19 protein-coding genes and 1 pseudogene are annotated in these 20843 nt (G+C 66.7%); 13 read left to right on the plus strand and 7 right to left on the minus strand.

Features of this window, described 5'->3' with window-relative positions:
* Window positions 1–92: 92 nt before the first annotated feature.
* From ACHAAJ_RS09095 to ACHAAJ_RS09115, 5 genes are all read left to right on the plus strand, one after another.
* Window positions 93–1139: a LacI family DNA-binding transcriptional regulator gene (locus ACHAAJ_RS09095; RefSeq protein ID WP_435727770.1), complete on the plus strand. Its 1047-nt coding sequence runs from the start codon at window positions 93–95 to the stop codon at window positions 1137–1139.
* 81 nt (window positions 1140–1220) lie between these two features.
* Window positions 1221–2507, plus strand: coding sequence for a sugar ABC transporter substrate-binding protein (locus ACHAAJ_RS09100; protein WP_435727771.1), 1287 nt, complete (start codon window positions 1221–1223; stop codon window positions 2505–2507).
* Window positions 2508–2566: 59 nt separating this feature from the next.
* The gene (locus ACHAAJ_RS09105) at window positions 2567–3505 is read left to right on the plus strand and encodes a carbohydrate ABC transporter permease (protein WP_435727772.1); all 939 of its coding nucleotides are present in this window, start codon (window positions 2567–2569) and stop codon (window positions 3503–3505) included.
* Between the two features lies 1 nt (window position 3506).
* Window positions 3507–4451 (plus strand): carbohydrate ABC transporter permease, encoded by a 945-nt coding sequence (locus tag ACHAAJ_RS09110; RefSeq protein WP_435727773.1) that lies wholly within the window; start codon window positions 3507–3509, stop codon window positions 4449–4451.
* Window positions 4452–4514: 63 nt separating this feature from the next.
* Window positions 4515–5462 carry a glycoside hydrolase family protein gene (locus ACHAAJ_RS09115; RefSeq protein WP_435727774.1) on the plus strand — a complete coding sequence of 316 codons (948 nt, stop codon included), beginning with the start codon at window positions 4515–4517 and terminating at the stop codon, window positions 5460–5462.
* Between the two features lie 149 nt (window positions 5463–5611).
* On the opposite strand, the gene ACHAAJ_RS09120 is transcribed toward ACHAAJ_RS09115, so the two are convergent.
* Window positions 5612–6394: a TM2 domain-containing protein gene (locus tag ACHAAJ_RS09120; RefSeq protein WP_435727775.1), complete on the minus strand. Its 783-nt coding sequence runs from the start codon at window positions 6392–6394 to the stop codon at window positions 5612–5614.
* 85 nt (window positions 6395–6479) lie between these two features.
* On the minus strand, window positions 6480–6701 hold the full coding sequence (locus ACHAAJ_RS09125; protein ID WP_435727776.1) for an Rv1352/Rv1906c domain-containing protein: 222 nt from the start codon (window positions 6699–6701) through the stop codon (window positions 6480–6482).
* A 19-nt stretch (window positions 6702–6720) separates the two neighbouring features.
* Between ACHAAJ_RS09125 and ACHAAJ_RS09130 the strand changes: the two are divergent.
* The 3 genes and pseudogenes from ACHAAJ_RS09130 to ACHAAJ_RS09140 form a co-directional block, all read left to right on the plus strand.
* Window positions 6721–6942 (plus strand): annotated as a pseudogene (locus ACHAAJ_RS09130) (type I restriction enzyme endonuclease domain-containing protein); the annotation flags it as partial.
* Between the two features lie 89 nt (window positions 6943–7031).
* A complete protein-coding gene (locus tag ACHAAJ_RS09135) occupies window positions 7032–7769 on the plus strand; it encodes a helix-turn-helix domain-containing protein (protein WP_435727909.1) in 738 nt (245 codons plus the stop codon).
* A 173-nt stretch (window positions 7770–7942) separates the two neighbouring features.
* Window positions 7943–8617: a Fic family protein gene (locus ACHAAJ_RS09140; RefSeq protein ID WP_435727777.1), complete on the plus strand. Its 675-nt coding sequence runs from the start codon at window positions 7943–7945 to the stop codon at window positions 8615–8617.
* 313 nt (window positions 8618–8930) lie between these two features.
* Here the strand turns inward: ACHAAJ_RS09140 and ACHAAJ_RS09145 are convergent, their stop codons facing one another.
* Window positions 8931–9392, minus strand: a complete 462-nt coding sequence (locus ACHAAJ_RS09145) for a hypothetical protein (protein WP_435727778.1) — start codon at window positions 9390–9392, stop codon at window positions 8931–8933.
* Between the two features lie 647 nt (window positions 9393–10039).
* On the opposite strand from ACHAAJ_RS09145, the gene ACHAAJ_RS09150 reads away from it, so the two are divergent.
* From ACHAAJ_RS09150 to ACHAAJ_RS09160, 3 genes are all read left to right on the plus strand, one after another.
* On the plus strand, window positions 10040–10795 hold the full coding sequence (locus tag ACHAAJ_RS09150) for an endonuclease/exonuclease/phosphatase family protein (protein ID WP_435727910.1): 756 nt from the start codon (window positions 10040–10042) through the stop codon (window positions 10793–10795).
* A complete protein-coding gene (locus ACHAAJ_RS09155; RefSeq protein ID WP_435727779.1) occupies window positions 10792–11709 on the plus strand; it encodes an acyl-CoA dehydrogenase family protein in 918 nt (305 codons plus the stop codon). The genes ACHAAJ_RS09150 and ACHAAJ_RS09155 overlap by 4 nt, the downstream gene beginning before the upstream one ends.
* Window positions 11710–12091: 382 nt before the next feature.
* On the plus strand, window positions 12092–14035 hold the full coding sequence (locus ACHAAJ_RS09160) for a S8 family serine peptidase (RefSeq protein ID WP_435727780.1): 1944 nt from the start codon (window positions 12092–12094) through the stop codon (window positions 14033–14035).
* 151 nt (window positions 14036–14186) lie between these two features.
* Here the strand turns inward: ACHAAJ_RS09160 and ACHAAJ_RS09165 are convergent, their stop codons facing one another.
* The 4 genes from ACHAAJ_RS09165 to ACHAAJ_RS09180 all read right to left on the minus strand — a co-directional run bounded on the left by ACHAAJ_RS09165 (window position 14187) and on the right by ACHAAJ_RS09180 (window position 17954).
* On the minus strand, window positions 14187–14837 hold the full coding sequence (locus tag ACHAAJ_RS09165; RefSeq protein WP_435727781.1) for a peptidyl-tRNA hydrolase: 651 nt from the start codon (window positions 14835–14837) through the stop codon (window positions 14187–14189).
* 158 nt (window positions 14838–14995) lie between these two features.
* On the minus strand, window positions 14996–15634 hold the full coding sequence (locus ACHAAJ_RS09170; protein WP_435727782.1) for a LutC/YkgG family protein: 639 nt from the start codon (window positions 15632–15634) through the stop codon (window positions 14996–14998).
* The gene (locus ACHAAJ_RS09175) at window positions 15631–17157 is read right to left on the minus strand and encodes a lactate utilization protein B (protein ID WP_435727783.1); all 1527 of its coding nucleotides are present in this window, start codon (window positions 17155–17157) and stop codon (window positions 15631–15633) included. The genes ACHAAJ_RS09170 and ACHAAJ_RS09175 overlap by 4 nt, the downstream gene beginning before the upstream one ends.
* Window positions 17154–17954: a (Fe-S)-binding protein gene (locus tag ACHAAJ_RS09180; RefSeq protein ID WP_435727784.1), complete on the minus strand. Its 801-nt coding sequence runs from the start codon at window positions 17952–17954 to the stop codon at window positions 17154–17156. Before ACHAAJ_RS09180 ends, ACHAAJ_RS09175 begins: the two co-directional genes overlap by 4 nt.
* Window positions 17955–18204: 250 nt before the next feature.
* On the opposite strand from ACHAAJ_RS09180, the gene ACHAAJ_RS09185 reads away from it, so the two are divergent.
* Together ACHAAJ_RS09185 and ACHAAJ_RS09190 are read left to right on the plus strand one after the other, a co-directional pair.
* Window positions 18205–20007, plus strand: coding sequence for an L-lactate permease (locus tag ACHAAJ_RS09185; protein ID WP_435727785.1), 1803 nt, complete (start codon window positions 18205–18207; stop codon window positions 20005–20007).
* Between the two features lie 76 nt (window positions 20008–20083).
* Window positions 20084–20812: a FadR/GntR family transcriptional regulator gene (locus ACHAAJ_RS09190; protein WP_435727786.1), complete on the plus strand. Its 729-nt coding sequence runs from the start codon at window positions 20084–20086 to the stop codon at window positions 20810–20812.
* Window positions 20813–20843 lie beyond the last annotated feature (31 nt).

Here is a 20843-nt window from a genome sequence, read left to right on the forward strand (position 1 = left end):
CCCCCTTGACGCCGAATGGTGACCGGTGTCACAATAGATCCACAGCGTGATCAATCGATTTATCAGCTTCTTCACAAGGGACGTGACTTTTCTTGGGCCAGCCTCGCATCTCAGACGTCGCCCAGGCTGCCGGCGTCTCCGCGAGCACCGTTTCGCTGGTCCTGAACGACGCGCCTTCCCGCATTTCCGCCGTAACCCGCCTGCGGGTCAGGGAGGCGGCGGAGAAGATCGGCTACCGTCCCAGCTCGCTGGCGCGGGGTCTTCGGACCCGGCAGACCAGAACCGTAGGCCTCATCTCGGACCAGATCGCCACGACACCGTTCGCCGGCCGGATGCTCGCCGGAGCCCAAGATGCCGCAAGAGAGAACGGCCGCCTGCTTTTGCTCGTGGACACCGCCGGCGACCCGGCTGTCGAGCGGGACTCGATCAGCGCACTGGCCGCCCATCAGGTCGACGCGATGATCTACGCCAGCATGTACCACCGGGTCGTGCCGGCACCGGAAGGCCTCGTGAAGGAAACGGTGTTCCTCGACTGCCGGCCGTCGCAGGCCTCGCACAGCGCCGTCGTACCGGACGACCAGGCGGGCGGCCGTGCGGCGGTCCGGGAACTGATCGCCGCCGGCCACCGGCGGATCGCCTACGTGGACAGCAACGAATCCGGCGTGCTCGCTTCGGGTCTCCGCCTGACGGGATATCGGGAGGCCCTCGCGGCCGCGGGGCTCGAGGCGGATCCCGCACTCCACGTGCGTGGGGACACCACAGCTCTTGGTGGCCGGACCGCCACCGACGAGCTGCTGGATCTGCCCGCGGAGAAACGCCCGACGGCGGTCTTCGCCTTCAACGACCGCATGGCGGCGGGCGTCTACGTCGCCGCCCACCGCCGGGGCCTGCGGATTCCCCAAGACCTCTCCGTGGTCGGCTACGACGATCAACAACTCGTGGCCGCGGAGCTGGATCCCCCCTTGACCACCATCGCGCTTCCCCATTACGAAATGGGCCGCTGGGCGATGGAGACCGTGCTCGGCGTCAACACGGTAAAAAACGGCACCGTTCACCGCATGGAGTGCCCCGTCGTGAGACGGGAATCTGTGGGCCCGCCGCCGGCCAAGCCGGCAAGCATCGACCGGCAGCGAGCCTGAACATCCGAGACGCCGTCCCGCTGGGGCGGCACCCGAACAATGGCCGGCGCTGAAGCCGTCCACCTATGAAAGGTAACCACAATGGCGCGACGCACCGCACCACTACTTGTCTCCACCGCCCTCGTTTCCGTCCTAGCTTTCACGGGATGCGGCCAGGCAGGGCAGGACAACACCACGGCCGACGGCCGTTCCGAGTTGAAGATGTGGACGCACTCGGCCGGAAACCCCGCCGAGCTCGCCGTCTACGAACGGATCATCAGCGACTTCAACGAGTCGCAGGAGGACTACACGGTGGTCCACGAGTCCTTCCCGCAGGGCGCCTACAACGACGCCGTCGTGGCCGCCGCCGCCTCGGGCGACCTTCCCTGCCTGCTCGACCTCGACGGCCCGATCATGCCGAACTGGGCGTGGGCCGGCCACCTTCAGCCGCTGAACCTCCCCACCGAGCTGACGGACAACCTGCTTCCGACCGCGGTCGGCGAATGGGAGGACGAGATCTACTCGGCCGGCTACTGGGACGCCGCGCTGGGCATCTTCGCCCGCAAGTCGGTCCTCGAGGCCGAGAACATCAGGATTCCGACCATGGAGCAGCCGTGGACCAAGGACGAGTTCGGGTCTGCCCTCGAGAAGCTCAAGGCCGCGGGATACGAAACGCCGATCGACATCGGCGCCGAAGACACCGGCGAGTGGTGGCCCTACGCCTACTCGCCGTTTCTGCAGAGCGCCGGTGCGGACCTGATCGACCGGGAAACGATGCTTACCGCCGACGGCGCGCTCAACAGCCCCGAAGCCGTGGAGTGGGCGGAGTGGTTCGCCGGGCTGTTCGAGTCCGGTTACGCCAGCAACGACGGCACGGTGGGTAACCAGGAATTCATTGACGACGAGGTCGCCCTCAGCTACACGGGCGTCTGGAACGCGATGGACGCCATCGACGCCGTGGGCGACGACCTGCTGATCCTACCGCCGGTCGATCTGGGCGAGGGCCCGAAGATCGGCGGCGGCTCCTGGCAGTGGGGCATCTCCTCCTCCTGCGCCGCGGCCGACGGCGCCCGCGAGTACCTCGAGTTCAGCTTCCAGGACGAGTACATCACCGAGTTCGCGGACAAGCAGGTGGTCATCCCGGCCACCGAGGCCGCCGCCCAGGCCTCGGAACACTTCGGCGACGACGGCGTTCTCCGGCCCTTCGTCGAGTTCTCCCAGGAATACGCCGTCCTTCGTCCCGAGACGCCGGCCTACGCCGTCATCTCCAGCACCTTCGAGAAGGCGGCGAAAGACATCATGAGCGGCGCCGACGCCCAAGAGGCACTGGACTCCGCGGTCAACGAAATCGACGCGAACATCGCCTCCAACGACGGCTACGGCTTCTAGGGATCGGCACGGCGGCGGGGGCTCCCGGCCCCCGCCGCCCCTGACGGAAGAACACGATAATGACCGCTGCAGCACCCACGACGACGGCGGCCCGCCGTCGTCCCCCTCGCAAGTTCCGCTCCGCGCGCGGCCGGGAGAGTTGGGCCGGGCTCGCGATGATCGCGCCGGCCGGAATACTCCTGGTGACGTTCCTGCTGATCCCAGTCCTCCTGACCTTCACGCTCTCCTTCACCAATGCGCGCCTGATCTCGCCGAACCCGCCGCGCGCGGTCGGATTCGACAACTTCCTCCGCGTCTTCACCGCGGACCCCGTCTTCCTGGACTCCGTCTGGAACACGGTGATCTTCGCCGTCGTCGTGGTCCCCGTGCAGGCCGGGCTGGGTCTGCTGCTCGCGGTGCTGGTCAACCAGAAGCTCCGCGGCGTAACCGCCTTCCGGGTGATCTTCTTCATCCCCGTGGTGACGTCGATCGTCGTCGTATCCATCCTCTGGAAGTTCATGTACCAGAAGGAGGGGCTCATCAACTCCTTCATCGACATGCTGACGTTCGGTCTGTGGAGCGGCGTCGATTGGCTGCAGAATCCGGATACGGCGCTCGGCGCCATCATTGTGCTCTCCATCTGGCAGGCCGTGGGTTTCCACATGATCATCTGGCTTTCCGGCCTGCAGACCATCCCGGATGAGCTCTACGAGGCCGCGCGCATGGACGGGGCCGGCCCATGGAAGCAATTCACGAACGTCACCTGGCCCGGGCTCAAACCGACCATGGTATTCGTCCTAGTCACCATCACCATCGCCGCGCTCGGGTTGTTCGTACAGATCGACGTCATGACCCAGGGCGGACCGCTGAACTCGACCACCACCCTGGTCTTCCACGCCGTCCGCAAGGGCTTCGAACAGCAGGAGATCGGCTACGCGGCCGCCATTTCCTTGATCTTCTTCATCGCCGTCCTGCTCATCACGCTGGTTCAGCGCTGGCTTACCCGAGAGAGGACCTGACATGGGCACCACACAACTAGCAACCGCACCGCGGGACGCCCAGCGTCCCGGAAAGGCCGCCCCGTCCGCGTCGCGGCAACGGCGGATCCGGCGGATCGGCTTCTACCTGGGCATGTCCGCCCTGGCCGTGCTCTTCCTGTTCCCGCTGGTCTTCATGTTCGTCTCCAGCCTCAAGCCGGATGCGCAGATCCTGCAGGACATCGACTCGCCGATGGCGTTCGTCCCGAGCGGGGACATCAGCCTGGACAACTACTTCGGGGTCTTTGACCGCGTGCCCGTGGCGCAGTTCCTCTTCAACTCCGTCCTCGTCACCGTGTTGACGGTCGGGATCGGGCTGGTCGTCAATTCGATGGCCGGTTTTGCGCTCTCCCGGATGCGATGGAGGGGCCGTGCAGTGGTGCTGACGTTCGTCGTCGCAACGCTGATCGTCCCGTTCGAGACCATCGCGGTGCCGATGGTCTACTGGGTGAACAAGCTGCCGACGCTCGTTTTCGAAGGCGGCCTGCTGAAGTACGATTTCGGCTGGCTGAACTCCTACGAGGTGCAGATTGTGCCGTTCATCGCCAACGCGTTCTCGATCTTCCTGTTCACGCAGTACTTCTCCACCATTCCGCCGTCGTTGGACGAGGCCGCCCGCATCGACGGCGCCAGCTGGTTCGGGATCTACCGGCGCATCATCGTTCCGCTGTCCGGCCCGGCCTTCGCCACGGTGGCGATCCTGACGTTCCTGCCGGCGTGGAACCAATACCTGTGGCCGCTCATGGTGGTCCAGGAGGAGGCCAAGCGTCCGGTGATGGTGGGAATGCAGTACTTCTTCCAAATCAACACGGCGTGGGGCGAGGTCATGGCCTACACCTCGCTGATTACGCTTCCGGTCCTGATCGTCTTCCTGATCTTCCAGCGTGCCTTCGTGAGCAGCATTGCCGCGAGTGGCGTCAAGGGCTAGTCGCCCGGCCGGTACACCCCCACCACTTCCGCCGGCTTGGCGCCGGCCAACGAAAGGATTCACATGTTCGACCTGCCCGATTCCTGGGTCTGGGACTACTGGTTCGCCGACGACGGCGAGACCTACCACCTCTTCTTCCTCTACGCCTCGCGCGCCCTGCACGATCCGGACGCCCGCCACCACCGGGCGTCGATCGGGCACGCCGTGTCTGCGGACCTGACGTCCTGGACCCGCGTCGCGGACGCCCTCGTCCGCAGCGACGCCCCGGCGTTCGACGACCTCGCCACGTGGACCGGTTCGGTGGTCCGGCACCCCGACGGCACGTGGTTCCTCTTCTACACGGGGGCCTCGCTGTCGCCGGACGGGATCAACGTGCAGCGCGTCGGCTATGCGACGTCGTCGGACCTCATGGTCTGGGAGAAGCACGGGGCGCCGGTCCTCGAAGCGGATCCGGCGCGCTACGAGACGCTCGCCTCCGGAGCGTGGCACGACGAGGCCTTCCGCGACCCCTGGGTCTTCCCTGCGCCCGACGGCGATGGCTGGCACATGCTCATCACGGCCCGTTCCCCGCAGGGTCCGGTGCTGGGACGCGGGGTGGTCGGCCATGCGTCGTCCGCCGACCTGCGTTCCTGGGAGCTCCGCGACCCGCTCACCGCTCCTTCCGAGCGCGGCTTCGGGCAGTTGGAGGTCCTGCAGGTGGAGGAGGTCGAGGGCCGCCCGGTGCTCATCTTCTCCTGCGGCGCCGCCCACTCCACGCAGGCCAGACAGGGCGAACGCGGCGGCACCTGGGCCGTGCCCGCGGAATCCCTCCTGGGACCGTTCGACATCGAGAACGCCTACCCGCTGACGGACGAAAGCCTCTACGTGGGCCGGCTGCTCCAGCGCCGTGATGATCGGTCCTGGTGGCTCTTCGCATTCCGCGACGCCAACGAGACTGGCCCGTTCCTGGGTGGCATCATCGATCCGTTGCCGGTCCGGTGGGAAGGAGACCGCCTGGTAGCCGGCCCCTAGCCAGCCGCCCCGCTCCTCCCCTCCCGTTTCGACGAAGGTAGATGTCCGTTTTGGGCGGAATTCCAGCATCTACCTTCGTCGAAACGGGGGGCGGGGACATCTGGCTTTGTCGAGATGCCGACGTCGCAAGCCCCCGCCGCGGGACCCCGCTACTTCTTCTCCTCGATCGTGACCGTCCAGCCGCTCATGTTGGCCGCGGTCACGTTCAGGTAGTAGCTGCCGGCGTTCTTGTGCAGGGCGGTGGTGGAGCTTTCCGGTTCGCTCAGCATGACCAGCGGGATCCCGCCGTCGGCGTGGAGGTCCGTTCCCTCGGTCAGCACGTAGACGGCACCGATTGACATGTCCGGGTCGCCCTCGAAGCTGTAGGTCATGCGCGCCTCGCCACCGGTGAGCTCGAAGGTGGGGCTGGCCGCGTCGGCACGTCCATCCAACGCGACGACCTCGGTCCACGCGGCCTCGGCCTCGACGGGTGCCTCTTCCTCAATGGACGCCGCCGCGGTCGGCGACTCCACCGCCGCCACGGCGGCTTCTTCCACGGCGGCCTCTTCCACCACGGCCTGCCCGCCACCGGTCGGCACGGTGGCCGCCCCGCCCGCGCCGGCGGCCCCATTGACGGCGCCGAGCACGACGACGACGGCGCTCACGATCCACGCCACCATCCGCTGCTTGGACGTGGACCGCAGGGGCAGACGGCTCTTGTCGCGCATCCCTCCGGCCAGGATCATGACCAGGTCCACCAGCGCCCAGACGCCGAGCCCTCGCAGCGTGACCAACTTGAGCAGACCGGTCCCGACCTTCCCCAGATAGAAGCGGTCGACGCCGAAGATACCCAGGAACAGCGAGAGCAGCCAGGTGGTCAGGAACGATTTCGGTTCGGCGGCCGGGAAGGGCATGCCGTGCGGGGCGGCCGGATGCTGCATGGTGTTGCTCACGGTGAGTCCTTTCGGGTGGGCCTTGCGGCCCGAGTGAATGCGCTGGATGTGGTGAATGCGGTGGATAACGGCGAAAGCGGAGCGGCTACTGCTTGCTCCAACTCCCGCAGCGGTTGGACTTGAAGTCCTGCCCCTTGGAGAGGTTCACGCTCGGACGCCCGCCGCCCGGGAGGTCGTTTTCGACGATGTCGTCGCCGTTGCTCCCGGTGCGCAGGATGGCCCAGTAGCAGTTCGAGTCGACCGGCTCGGTGGCCCGGTAGGTTCCGGCGGCGATGTCCACCCCCACGGTCCAGGTCCCGTTGGACACCGTGTTGGCTTCCTAGGGGAAACTGGCCGACATCGCCCGGCAGCTGGTGACGATCATGCGCCGGGACGTGCGGACGGACTGGACGGTCCGCGAGGACGTGCGGGCGAAGCTGCGGTCCTCGATCAAGCGGTTGCTGGTGCTCAATGGCTACCCGCCGGACAAGCAGCCGGAGGCGATCAAGCTGGTGATCGAGCAGATGGAGTCGATGGCCGCGAGAATCCAGGCTCCGGCGTTCCCCTAAAACGACCTCACCACGGGCCAAGGTTCATGGGTTCCGCCTTCACGCTTGCACTGTCCCATATTCGGGACAAAACTGGTACTGTCCCATATATGGAGCAAGTTTTAGTAGGCGAGTGGATTCGACGGGCGGGGCTGAGCAAGTCCTACGTATCGCTTGCTTCAGGGGTGTCTCGATCATCCATCCACCGCATCCAGCGTGGAGAGACTGACCCGTCGCTGGGAACGCTGCGCGAACTGGCTATCGCCTGTGGTTTCGATCTTGACCTAGATGTACGTCCCCTGAGCGACCCCTTCGCCGCCCAAGCGGCTCGGGTCCTCTTGGAGCAGGGTTTCGAGCCTGACCATACGAACGAAACAGATCAGTGGGTGCGGCGATTCGAAAGGGTCGGACTCGACGATCCCGTCGCTATCCTCGACTATGCCGGTCGATCGTCAGGACTCCTTGTTCTCCGCCCGCCGAGCGTCTACCTCCGGGGCAACGTTGATGACCTGCGTCTTGCATCCGCCGGCGATGCCACGGGCACGGCGTGGGCCCTATCGGGGCAGCCCCACCTACAGCTTGGATCCGGGCGTCCGCTCGATGGCGCGAAAGTACTATGGACCGCACAACCGAGCCTAGTTAAATCGCTCCTGGCCGAGACCATGCAGGACGCTCGCTCGCCCCGCACCGCTTCAGTTATCGTGGCGACCGCCACGCCAGCATTGTTCCAAGGATCCTTCATACTCGAGGGAATTAATTATGTTGCGCCGATTCAGGCCCTCATTGACGGGTTTTCCTTGGGCGGCCATCTCGCCGAGGTAGCCGAGTCAATTGCAAGGCAGTGGTGAGCATGGCAGAACGGCGAAAGTGGGCCGTTGGTCCCAATCAGTACGTAAAGAAGTTGGCCCCCGCGGCCAATGCCCGCCCGCTCCCACCAAGGACCCGCGAAGACAGTGCCAGATTAGAACTCTGCGGTTTCGCCTGGGACTCAACGGCGATAGACGTCACGCGGATTCGCCGCGTGGGGAACGACAAGGCCCGGGCACGCTTCCGCGCATCGCTCCCGAACCTCATTTGGAATGCCGCCGCCTTGGAGGGCAACAACTTCACGCTGCCCGAGGTAAGAACTTTGCTCGACGGCGTGACTGTGGGCGGAAAGTCCCTCGAGGAAACAGAACAGATCATAGCCCTCAGTGAGGGCTATTCCTTGACGGATGAGCTGGTGCGCGACGGTGTGTTCACGCTGACCAAATCAATCTCTGATCGGCTCCACAGTCTGGTGGCCCGCCACGAAGCCATCGAGAGCGGACACTTTAGGGGCGAGGGATCAGTCTCGGGCGGTGGACATGTTCGCCTGTCGCACGGAGGCATTTATTCTCCAACCGAGCCCGGCATGGGAGGCGCACATCTTCTTGAGGAGATGGACTCCCTCCTGGAGTATTTGGGAAGCATCAGTGACCCCCGTGAACGAGCGCTCGCCTATTTTGCCGGGGCCACCCGCCGGCAGTTCTACTTTGATGGCAACAAAAGGTCGGCCCGGCTCATGATGACGGGCGAACTACTGAAGCACGGGTATGACGCGGTTGATGTCCCCTTTGCCCGAAAGCTGGAGTTCAACGTCTCCCTTGACACCCTTTTCGACACCGCGGACGGGACTCCGCTGATGGCCTTTCTTGCGAGTTGCAGCAAAGGATAGCCGTCTCATGATTCGCAAGAACTCGGGATCTAAAAGTATTGAACTTAGCAGCGAGCGGACTGGAACTCACGGTCCTTATGGCTGCCCCAGCTGCGGCGTGAGCTGGAGGCTACGGCCCTGGGAATCGTCTCGTGGAGACCATGCCATGGCTATGCCCTCCTTGCCCAAGGGCCGCAATCATTCCATGCTGGTGGCCAAGCTGAAATTGTCGGAACAAGGCTTGCCCGAAGGCTGCTCGAGGAGAATCAGGAACCGTTCACGCGAAGGACGCCGTCTCTAACTGAGACGGCGCCCTTCGCGTGTGCTTTTTGTCCTAGACTGCGGGCTCCTCGGCAACCGGCTGCTCGGCCGCCAACTGCGCCTCGTAGGCAGCGGCGAGAGCCTGGTACTCGGCGCGAGCCTCAGCTACGACGACTCGGTTCTCGGCACGAAGTTCCTTCAACGCAACAGCGTTTGCCTTGCGCAGGTTCTTCAGCTCAAGCTGGGCGGCCTTCTTGGCCTTACCCTTTGCCAACTTCACCTCGACAGCGACGGTCTTGACCGCCGCGGCAGCGGTAACGCGAACCTGCTTTTCAGCGGCACGCGCATCGATCTGAGCCTGCTTGAAAACACTCTTCGAGATTGCGACGTCAATTGCGGTGATCGGCGCGGGAGCCACCTCGGTGATGACGGGCTCAGTGGTTCCGGCGGCGTGCTCCGTGGCAAGGGCCGCAGTGGCGCTTCCGCCCACGAGGAGGGATGCGGTGAGGACTCCGGCTGCAATCTTGGCGATCATTCGTGCTCCATGTTCAGGATGATGGTGGCGAGCCCTGCGCTGGCCACAAATCAAAATTAGCAATCCGGCTCTTCGCAAACACCGACCTTGCGCATAACCTGTCCGAAGCCTGCTGCTACTGCCCGAAAGCTGTACCTTTGCTGCGGCAAGACCGTGCCCGAACCACACGGCCCCCTCTGCCGCGTTTCGCCAAAGGTAGATGCTCATTTGGTGCCGGACTCGAGCTTCTGCCTTCGTCGAAACGTGCGACAGGGACATCTGGGGTCGTCGAAAGAGGAGCAGATCCCGAACTCAGGTCAGGCCGCGAAGTTCTCTCGAAGAATGCTCGGAAGGAACCCCAATTCATCGAGTTGCCGGATGGCGGACGGCGCCAGCGGACCCCGTTCTGGTCCCTCCGGCCCTGCCCCCCCATGATGCTCGTCCAAAAGTTGGAACAGATCGTCACGAGAAGCACGCGGGCTGCGGAAGCGCCCACGTCTGGTCCTTGAAACATCGCCTACCGCGGCGCCCTGGCGGTTATATCCCGCGAAAGGAACCTCGGGACCGTGGCGGTAGGCTCGGCATCGAACCGACCGACGGGGGCCCATGCACACCAAGATTTCGCGCCCGCCACTGGGCGTGAGATGGACGCAAGACCCTTGCGCATCGTGTCGTGGAACTGTGCCATGGCCTATGCCAAGAAGCGGCACCTGATCGAGTCGCTGAGGCCCGACGTCGTCATTTTGGCCGAGGTTTCCCAGAAGGCGGTCACCGAGTCCACCGCACCGTTCAAAGCATGGATCGGCTCCAACCCGAACAAGGGACTGGGCGCCATTGGCTTCACCGAGCGCAACTACGAATCGCACGACGCCGACCCGCGCCTGCCATGGCATCTTCCGTTCACTGTCGATGGGTTGAACATCATTGGACTGTGGGCCCACGTCCGCGACAAGGACCTGAAGTATGTTCGCGTCACCCACCAAATCGTCGACCGGCACCGGGACTTCCTAGAGCGTGCGCCGTCGCTATTGATCGGCGACTTCAACAGCAGTGCCAACTGGGATCGCCTACACACGGGACGGAACCACTCGATGCTCGTGGAAAAGCTGGAACGGTTCGGCCGGCACAGCGCCTACCACGGACAGGAAAAAACCGCCCAGGGAGCGGAGCGGCACCCGACGTTTTTCGCGACCAGGAACATTGAGAAACCGCATCACATCGACTACGCCTTCGCCGGAAGGCTGGCGGCGAGCGTGGCTGTCGGCCGACCCGACGACTGGCTCGAGCACAGCGACCATATGCCACTGATCGTCGATATCGAGGGCCAACACTCCGACCCGGAAGGGATACCGGCTGAAGCCGCCAGCCGAACGCAACGCACCGGCGTCGTACTGCAATCCACCAACACGGGAGCCATCGCATGAGCAAAACGGCCGGAATCCAAAACCCCGACTCCGCTGGCGGCTCCGAGGCGCCCGCTGGGCCCGCGGACCTGATCGACTTCGATGCGCTGCTCACGCCCGCGGAACTTCAACTCCGCGACCGGGTGCGGGAGTTCGTGAAGACCGAGATCAAGCCGAACATCGCGCGCTGGTACGAGGACGCGCATTTCCCGCTGGAGATCGTTCCGAAGATGGCCAAGCTCGGCCTGCTGGGGATCCACCTGACGGGCTATGGTTGCGCGGGCCGCTCCGCCGTCGAATACGGCCTCGCCGCCGCCGAGCTGGAGGCCGGGGACTCCGGACTGCGCACGTTCGTCTCCGTCCAGGGTTCCCTGGCGATGTCCGCGATCCACAAGCACGGTTCCGAGGAGCAGAAGCAGCGCTGGCTGCCCGCCATGGCCGCCGGCGAGGCGATCGGCTGCTTCGTGGTCCCCGCCGACACCGCCGGGATCACGGCCACACCGATCGAACCGAAGCTGTCGATGCGCGCCTCGATCCAGTGCGAGATCGACCTGGCCGACGTCCGCCTCCCCGCGGACGCGGTGCTGCCGAACGGCGTCGGTCTCAAGGGCCCGTTCTCCTGCCTGAACGAGGCCCGCTACGGGATCGTCCGGGGCGCCATGGGCGCGGCGCGCGACGCGTTCGAGGACGCGCTGGCCTACTCGCGGACCCGCATGCAGTTCGACAAGCCGCTCGCCTGGTACCAGATGACCCAGCAGAAGCTCGTGGACATGGCGCTGGAGATCAACAAGGGCCTCCGACTGGCCCACCATTTGGGCCACTCGCCGCTGCGCCACGCCAACAACCTCGAATCGGTCCGCACCTACGAGGGCACCGACGAGGTGCACATCCTCATCCTCGGCAACAAGATCACCGGCGTCCCCGCCTTCCGCTGACCGCCGATCCCACCATCCACGCCCCACGGGGAACCAGCGGGGGTCGCCGCGCCCTCGTGCCATGCCCCGGTCCCGCGGCACCCGTGCCGGCATTTGGACGACGGCAGATGTCTCGACGCTTCCTTTCGACCAAGGCAGATGCTCGATACGGCGGCGAATCCTGCATCTACCCTCGTTGAAACGAGGGCGCGGAAATTGTTGGGCATCTGCGTTACATAATCGGTTGAACTGTGACTTAATCCATCAAATTTTCTCAAGGTATTCTTTCATACACTCTTCCTTCGTCAAATATTCGGGGTTACGCTCCCTAGCGGCACGCGCCTCATCCGCTTGATCACCGGTACTCCCGCGCGGGCATCACAAATCAAAAAGGAGACCATTCATGGCACGTTTTGCCACCCCCCTCACCCGAACCCTGGCCGCTTCCGCGGCCGTGGCCATCGGTTTCGCCGGCATTGGCGCCGGCGCACTCCCGGCCGCCGCGGTCCCGACCTCCGTGTCGGCCGCCAAGCCCGCACCCGCGCCGAACGGCGACTCGAAAGCCACCATCGGCTCGATCGAACCCGGCGAAAGCTACGACCAGTTCATCGTCCAGTACAAGCGCTCCGCGAAGGCCGCGGGCAAGTCCGAACGCGCCAAGGCCTGGGGCAAGGCCGCCAAGGACGCGGGTGTTTCCGTCAAGGAACTGCGCGCCATGGCCGTCGGCGGCTTCGTGGTCAAGGCCAGCAAGGAACTCGAGGGCGCCGACGCCAAGGCCTTCATGGCTGGCATCGCGGCCTCCGGCCTCATCGAATCCATCGAGCCGGACGCCATGATGAAGATCTCGATGAGCCCGAACGACACCCGCTACGGCGAGCAGTGGCACTACAGCGGCACCAACGGCATGCGCCTGCCGGCCGCCTGGGATTCCTCCACGGGATCCGGCAGCGTCGTCGCCGTGCTCGACACCGGCATCACCGACCACTCGGACCTGAACGCCAACGTCCTGCCCGGCTACGACTTCGTCTCCAACTCCACCTCGGCGCGCGACGGCAACGGCCGCGACGCCAACCCCCTGGACCAGGGCGACTGGTACGCGGCCGGCGAATGCGGCGCCAGTACCCCGGGCAACTCCTCCTGGCACGGCACGCACGTCGCCGGAACCGTAGCTGCCGTGACCAACAACTTCAAGGGCGTTGCCGGCGTCGCTCCGGACGCCAAGGTCGTCCCGGTCCGCGTGCTCGCCAAGTGTGGCGGCAGCCTCTCCGACATCGCCGACGCCATCGTCTGGGCTGCGGGCGGATCCGTCCCCGGCGTGCCCGCGAACCCGAACCCCGCCGACACCATCAACATGTCCCTCGGCGGCGGCGGCGCGTGCGGCACCACCTACCAGAGCGCCATCAACTCCGCCGTTTCCCTCGGGACCTCGGTGGTCGTCGCTGCCGGCAACGAAAGCCAGGACGCGCTCAACGTGCGCCCGGCCAACTGCGGCAACGTGGTGGTGGTCGCCGCCAGCAACCCCTCCGGGAGCCCGACCTTCTACACGAACTACGGTTCCGCCATCGACGTGACGGCCCCGGGCGGCGACACGCGCTACGCCGGCCAGGGCGTCCTGTCCACCATCAACACCGGCACCACGACGCCGGCCAACGAGGGCTACGCCTTCTACCAGGGCACCTCGATGGCCACCCCACACGTCGCCGGCATGGTTGCCCTCATGAAGTCCAAGTCCCCGACGCTCACGCCCGCCCAGGTCGAGTCCGCGCTGAAGGACGGCACCCGTCCCATGCCGGCGGGCTGCAGCATCGGCTGCGGCACAGGACTGGTGGACGCCACCAAGATCATGAACGCGCTCGGCGGATCCACCCCGGAGCCGTCACCGGAGCCGAGCGGGAACCTGCTGACCAACCCGGGATTCGAGAGCGGCTCGACCGGTTGGACGGCCAACCGCGCCGACACCTTCGAGACCGGCTCCGCCGCCCGCACCGGTAGCGGCCTGGCCGCCCTGAACGGCTGGGGCAGCTCCACCACGTACACGCTGGACCAGAAGGTCGCGATCCCGTCCAACGCCACCTCCGCGGAGCTGAGGTTCCACCTGCGGGTCCTGACGAACGAGGGCACGTCCTCCTACGCCTACGACAAGTTGACCGTCCAGATTTTGGACGGCAACGGCACGTACAACATGGGCACCTGGTCCAACCTGGACGCGGGTTCGACGTACCAGGAGCGGACGGTCAACCTGAACAACTTCCGCGGCAAGACCGTCGCCCTGCGGTTCAAGGGCGTCGAGGACTCCTCGTATGCGACCCTGTTCCGCATCGACGACGCATCCGTCACGGCCAACTAGCGCCCCCATCTCGTTTCGACGAAGGTAGATGTCGCTTTCGGACCAAACTCCAGCATCTACCGTCGTCGAAACGAATGGCGCCGACATCTGTCTCCGTCGAAAGCACGACGCCGGGGCGCGGCTCCGCGGTGCGGCGCACCGGCGTCGTACCCTACAGGGTGACGACGACGTAGGCCGTTGCCGAGCCCGGCGCGATCTCCGTGCGGCCCGCGTCCTGGATGACGGGCCCAGCCGCGGCGCGGGCGCCGGCCCGGAAGTCGCGGCGGACGAGATCACGGACCGACAGCGGGCACCCGGCCGCGCGCCAGGCTCGGACAGTGGCCGGATCCGCCTGAAGCAACCACGCGAACAACGCGTGGGCGGCCTGCGCGGCGGCCTTGCCGGTGGACATGTCCAGGGACGCATTGAGCGCGATCGTCACGGGCGCATCCGGCAGCGGCGGCCCGGCGGGGAGTTGCGTGCCGGAAACCTGCAGCTTCGCGAGCGGCTTCGGGAGCCCGTCCGCGGGCATCGGCCCGAGCCCGGCGGCCCGGCCCTTTCCGACCTCAGCAAGAGCGTGGTCCGGGTGCGCGGCGAGCATCTTGGCGAACGGATTCACGTCGGCCCGGCGGACGGTCTTGGCGAACGCACCCGCGGCCCACGCCTGCCAGTCGGGATTATCGAGGTCGCCGAGAAAGGCCTGCACGGAGGCGAGTGCCGCCGCGGCCACCCCCTCGGCGTGGGACGCGGGATCGGCCTTGTCGACCAACAGGATGATCGGTTGGACCAGCTCGCCGGACGCGCGTTCGGTGTATTCGCTCACCCGTCAAGGCTAGTTTGTCCGCGGTTGCCGCACGGCCGCGGCCGCGCGCCTCATCCGTTTCGACGAGGGCAGATGTCCTCCCACCCCTTTTCGACGGAGGTAGATGTCGGAATTCCCCCGAAAGAGAGCATCTACCTTCGTCGAAACGGGAGAAGGGGCTAGAGGTCGCGGACTATGACCACGTCCAGTTGGCGGGGGCCGTGGACCCCCTCGACCCGCTCCAGTTCGATGTCACTCGTCGCGCTCGGCCCCGAGATCCACGTCTGCGGGCGGACCGGGTCCAGCCGCGGGAGCGCCTCGGGCAGGATCTGCACAATGGACGACGCCGGCACCACGCACACGTGCTGGTCCGGGATCAGGCTGATCGCGCGCCTCCCCTGGTTCGGGCTGCCGTCGAGCATGATCGTCCCGGATTCGGCCACGGAGACCGTGCTGGAGGTCAGCACCGCGTCGGTGGCATCCAGTTCGGCCACGGTCAGCGGCGCGTCCACGGCATCCACTCGGCGCCGGGCGTCGCCGGCCAGGTCCGGGTGGTCCAGCCACGCGGCGTCGATCCCCGGGGGGACCACGTAGCTGCCCGCGCCGGACAGCAGTTCGGCGAGCGCCGCCGGCAGTTCCGCGGCGGCGACGTTCCGGACGCTGGCCTTGTAGTCCACCAGCCGGTCGATGTGCATCTCGATCAGCGCGTCGGCGTCCAGGTCGCCGGCCTGCCGGTTCTCCCGCGGGATGGGCGGGGCGGCCGGGGCGTCGGACAGGGCCGCGCGCAGCCGGTCGAGGATCTCTTCGCGGGCGCTCATTTGCCGTTCTCCTTCGGTGGGGTCCCGCCGCCGGATGCCCCGGACGGTGGCCGGTGTTCCTTCGCCCACCAGTCGCGGAAGGCCCGGGCCGGGGGCGCCGGGATGTCCCGGCTGCTGGTCCAGCCGGCGGCGATCCCGGGCAGCCTCTTGATCTTCTTTTTCCGTCCCGCTGCCAGCCGGCCCAGGGGCAGCGCCTTCTCGAGCAGTCCCAGGTGCTTCCCGGAGGAGAACGCCCAGGAGGCTCCGGTCATCATGAGGTCCATCTGGTTGGGGATCCGGCGTTCCTTACGTTGCGCCTCGACGTCCTGCGCGCGCAGCTCCACCAGGATCTCGGGGATGTTGATCTTCACGGGGCAGGCGTCGTAGCAGGCCCCGCAAAGCGTGGAGGCGTAGGGCAGCGAGCCGTTCTCCTCGGACGTGATCCCGGTGAGCAGCGGCGAGAGGATCGCTCCGATCGGTCCCGGGTACGTGGAGCCGTAGGCGTGCCCGCCGGTGCGCTCGTAGACCGGGCACACATTCATGCATGCGCTGCAGCGGATGCAGTGCAGCGCGGCGCGGCCCATCTTGTCCGCCAGCGCGGCGCTGCGGCCGTTGTCCAGCATGACCAGGTGCATGTCCTGAGGCCCGTCTCCGTCCGTGGTTCCGGTCCACGTGGAGGTGTACGGGTTCATCCGCTCGCCCGTGGAGGAGCGCGGGAGCAGCTGCATGAACACGCCCATGTCCTCCCACGACGGCAGCAGCTTTTCCACGCCCATCACGGTGATCAGCGTTTCCGGGAGCGTCAGGCACATCCGCCCGTTGCCCTCGGACTCGACGACGCCGAGCGTGCCGGTGTCCGCGATCGCGAAGTTCGCGCCGGAGACGGCCACGCGGGTGTCCAGGAACTTGCGGCGGAGGTACTTCCGGGCCGCGGCGGCCAGCAGCGCCGGGTCGTCGGTGAGTTCCGGGTCGACGCCGGGCATCTCGGCCAGGAAGATGTCGCGGACCTCGGTGCGGTTCTTGTGGATCGCGGGCACCAGGATGTGGCTGGGCTTGTCGTGCCCGAGCTGCACGATCAACTCCGCGAGGTCGGTCTCGAACGCGGAGATCCCCTCCGCCTCGAGGTGCTCGTTCAGCCCGATCTCCTGGGTCGCCATCGACTTGACCTTGACGACGTCGGTGGATCCGGTCGCGCGCACCAGTTCCGTCACGATGCGGTTGGCCTCGGCGGCGTCGCGCGCCCAGTGGATGGTCCCGCCGCGGGCGGTGAAGTTCGCCTCGAACTGCTCCAGCAGCTCCGGCAGCCGCGCCATCACGGCCTCCTTGGTGGCCGAACCGGCATCGCGCAACTGCTCCCAGTCGGAGAGTTCGCCGACCACCTTCAGGCGCTTGTCGCGGATGGTGTGGGTTGCGTGACGGAGGTTGGCGCGCAGCTGCGGCTTGCCGAGCTCGCGCTCGGCGGCGGCCGGGAAGGCCTCGTCGGCGTGCAGGTTGCCGGTGCCGAAGACGGGGAGCGCGGGCATGCCCAGGAACGTGCCGCTCATCGGGACGCCCCCGTCCGCACGGTGGCATCGCCGTCGTGCGCCAACGGTGCCTCCAGCGTGCTGGCGAGGATCTCGGCGAAGTGCACGGTTCCGGCGTCGCTTCCGGTGCGCGAGAGCCCGCCGCCGATGTGCAGGAGGCAGGAGGCGTCGCCGCCGGCGCAGAGGGAGGCGCCGGTCGATTCGATCGCGGCGGCCTTGTCGGCGAGCATCGCGGAGGAGACGCCGGCGTTCTTCATCGAGAACGTGCCGCCGAAGCCGCAGCACTGGTCCGCCTCGGGGAGTTCGACGACGTCGATCCCGCCCACCGTGCGCAGCAGGTCCAACTGCCGGTCGGCCAGACGGAGCAGGCGCATGCCGTGGCAGGAGGGGTGGTAGGTGACGCGGTGGGGGAAGTGCGAGCCGAGTTGCGTTGCCGCGTCCGTGACGCCGAGGACGTCGGTGAGCAGCTGGGACAGTTCGTAGGTCTTCGCTCCGACGGCGGTCGCCCGGCCCTCCAGCGCCTGGTCGCCGCAGCGCCGCGCGAGCATCGGGTGCTGGTGCTTCACCGAGGCGACGCACGAGCCGGAAGGCGCGACGGCGACGTCGTACTCCATGGCCTCGAAGGCGGAGACGTGGTTGCGCACCACCGGGAGGGCCTCGTCGAAGTAGCCGCTGTTCAGGTGCATCTGCCCACAGCAGGCCTGTCCGGCGGGAAAGACGACCTCGTGGCCGAGCCGTTCGAGGATGGCCACCGTGGCCCGGGCCGTGCTCGGGTACATGGCATCGACGATGCAGGTGGCGAAGAGTGCGATTCTCATGGAGCGCCTTTCGGGGGATGGGGCTACACACGGCGCCGCCGTGTGGTCAGACCATAGTAGGCACGCCTCCGCAACGGAGTCCAACATCACAGGTCGCGCGACCTTCGCGTGATGCCCCTCACAACATGCAGTAATCCTAGGTTATGCTTCTGTGGTCGGACCATAGTGGTCCGACCACAGTCTCTTCGTCTCGGCGCGGTCATGCGGAATCCCCCACGCAGCGCAAGAATGGTCAGAGAGGACCAGAAACATGGACAACCTAGCCGTACTCGCGCTTCTTGCGCTCTCGCCGATCCTCGTGGTGGGCGTGCTTCTTGCCGGCTTTCGCTGGCCGGCCAAGTACGCCATGCCTGTGGGCTACGCCGTCGCCGTAGTGGTGGCGCTGCTGGTGTGGAAGATGGACTTCAGCGGCGTGCTCGCCGCGTCGCTCGAGGGCCTCGTGGTCGCCGGCACCATGCTCTACATCGTGTTCGGCGCGCTGCTCCTCCTCTCGACGCTGACGGTGGGCGGCGCGATGTCCACCATCCGCGCCGGATTCAACAACATCTCCCCGGACCGCCGTATCCAGGCCATCATCATCGGCTGGCTTTTCGGGAGCTTCATCGAGGGAGCCTCCGGCTTCGGCACCACCGCCGCCGTCGTCGCCCCGTTGCTACTGGCGATGGGCTTCCCGGCCATGGCCGCCGTCATGGTGGGCCTGATCGTGCAGAGCACCCCGGTGAGCTTCGGCGCCGTGGGCACGCCCATCCTCATCGGGGTCAACCAGGGACTCGGCGGCGACCCAGCCGTCGCGGAGCGCGTCAACCTGCTCGGCCTGACCATGCCCGAATTCGTCAATGCGATCGGGTTCCAGGTCGCGGCGATCCACGCCGTCATCGGGCTGCTCATCCCGCTGCTCCTCGTCTGCATGCTCACGGGGTTCTTCGGCCCCGAGCGGCGCTTCCGGGACGGCCTGGCCATCTGGCCGTTCGCGCTCTACGCGTCCGTCGCCATGACCATCCCCTCGGTGCTTACCGCCCGGTTCCTGGGCCCGGAGTTCCCGTCGCTGTTCGGCGGACTCGCGGGCCTGGCCCTGGTGATGTTCACGTCCAGCCGCGGGTTCCTGATGCCCAAGGACACCTTCGACTTCGGGCCGGCTTCGGGCTGGGAGGCACGCTGGACCGGCACGCTGGAACCGGCGAAGGCCGCAGACATGTCCGCCCCGATGAACACGGTCCGGGCTTGGGCTCCGTACGTCCTGATGGGCGTGCTGCTCGTTGCCTCCCGCGTCATTCCGGACCTCAAGGGTTTCCTCACCGGCCTCGCCATCCCCGTCGAGAACATCCTGGGGACGGGTATCACCACCACCGTGCAACCGTTCTACCTCCCGGGCTTCATGCTCATTCTCGCCTCGGTGTTCGCTTTCATCCTGCACCGGATGAACGGGACGCAGATCGCCCGCGCGTTCAAGGTCTCCGCGGGACAACTGTTCGGCACCGCCGTCGCACTGCTCTTCGCACTTCCCTTGGTCCGCATCCTCATCCAGTCGGGCCCGGAACTCAACGCCTCGGGCCTCTCCAGCATGCCGGTCACGCTGGCGGAGGCCGCGGCCGCGGTCTCCGGAGGGGCCTGGCCAGCGATCGCGCCGTGGGTGGGTGCCCTCGGCGCCTTCGTCGCCGGATCCAACACTGTGTCCAACCTGACCTTTGCGCAGTTCCAGTTCTCCACCGGCGCCCAGATCGGCGTTCCCCCGGAGACGGTCGTCGCGGCGCAGGCAGTGGGCGGGGCGGGCGGCAACCCGATCTCCATCCACAACATCGTCGCCGCCTCCGCGACCGTCGGGATGCTGGGCCGGGAGGGCGACCTGCTGCGCAAGACCATCATCGTCACCACCTACTACTGCCTGGCCGCCGGTACGCTGGCACTACTCGTTATCCACGGGCTGGGCCTGAACCTCGGAACGGTCATGCTGGTCCTGCTGCTCGCGGGCATCACGCTGGCGATCCGGTGGATGCTCAACCAGAAGCCCCACCTTGCCGTCCCGCGGTCCGCCGGCCGGGCGTCCGGAGACTGATCCCGTGCCACGCAGCGAGGGGCGGGCACACTCGTTCCAGGCGCCCCCGCCCCTCGTTACGTGGGAGGATGATTCGGTGAACAGCCAGCCCCCCAGATCCCCCAGCCCGCGGGCCTACGAAACCGTGCTCGAGGCGATCGAGGCGGAACTGCGCTCGGGCTCGCTGAAGCTGGGCGACCAGCTTCCGGGAGAGCGGGCCCTTGCCGAGACGCATGGGCTCTCGCGGGCGTCGGTTCGAGACGCCATACGAATCCTAGACGTGCTCGGCGTCGTGCGGACGTCCACGGGGTCCGGCCCGAACGCCGGCGCGGTCATCGTGTCTCGGCCGGCCGCCGGGTTGGCCGCCGCTCTGCGGCTGCACGTCGCCACCCGCCAGCTGACGGTCGCCGAGATCGTCCAGACCCGCATCCTGCTGGAAACCGGCGCTGCGGAGGCCACGAAGATCGACCCGGAAAACGACGCCACACGCGCGAAACTCGCCGTGGCCGCGGATTTGCTCAAGCAGATGGACGACCCGGCGCTCGGCCGGTCGGATTTCCACGCCCTCGACGCCCGTTTCCACGTCCTGCTTTCTTCGCTGGCACGGAACGCGGTCATCGAGGCGATGATGGAGTCGCTGCGGCTGTCGATCAGCGACTACGTGGCCGAGTCGATCCGCAGCGACGAGGACTGGGAACCGGTCGCGGCCGTGCTGCGCACCCAGCACCACGGCATCCTCGGGGCGGTCTCGGCCGGGGAAGGCCAGCGCGCCTCGAAGCTGCTGCGCGAGCACATCGAATGGTTCTACGCGGAGACCCAGGGCTAGCCCCCACCGCGACGCCTTCTTTCGACGAAGC

Origin of the sequence: Arthrobacter arnarulunnguaqae (genome assembly GCF_051262515.1) — a bacterium.
Lineage (GTDB): Bacteria > Actinomycetota > Actinomycetes > Actinomycetales > Micrococcaceae > Arthrobacter_N.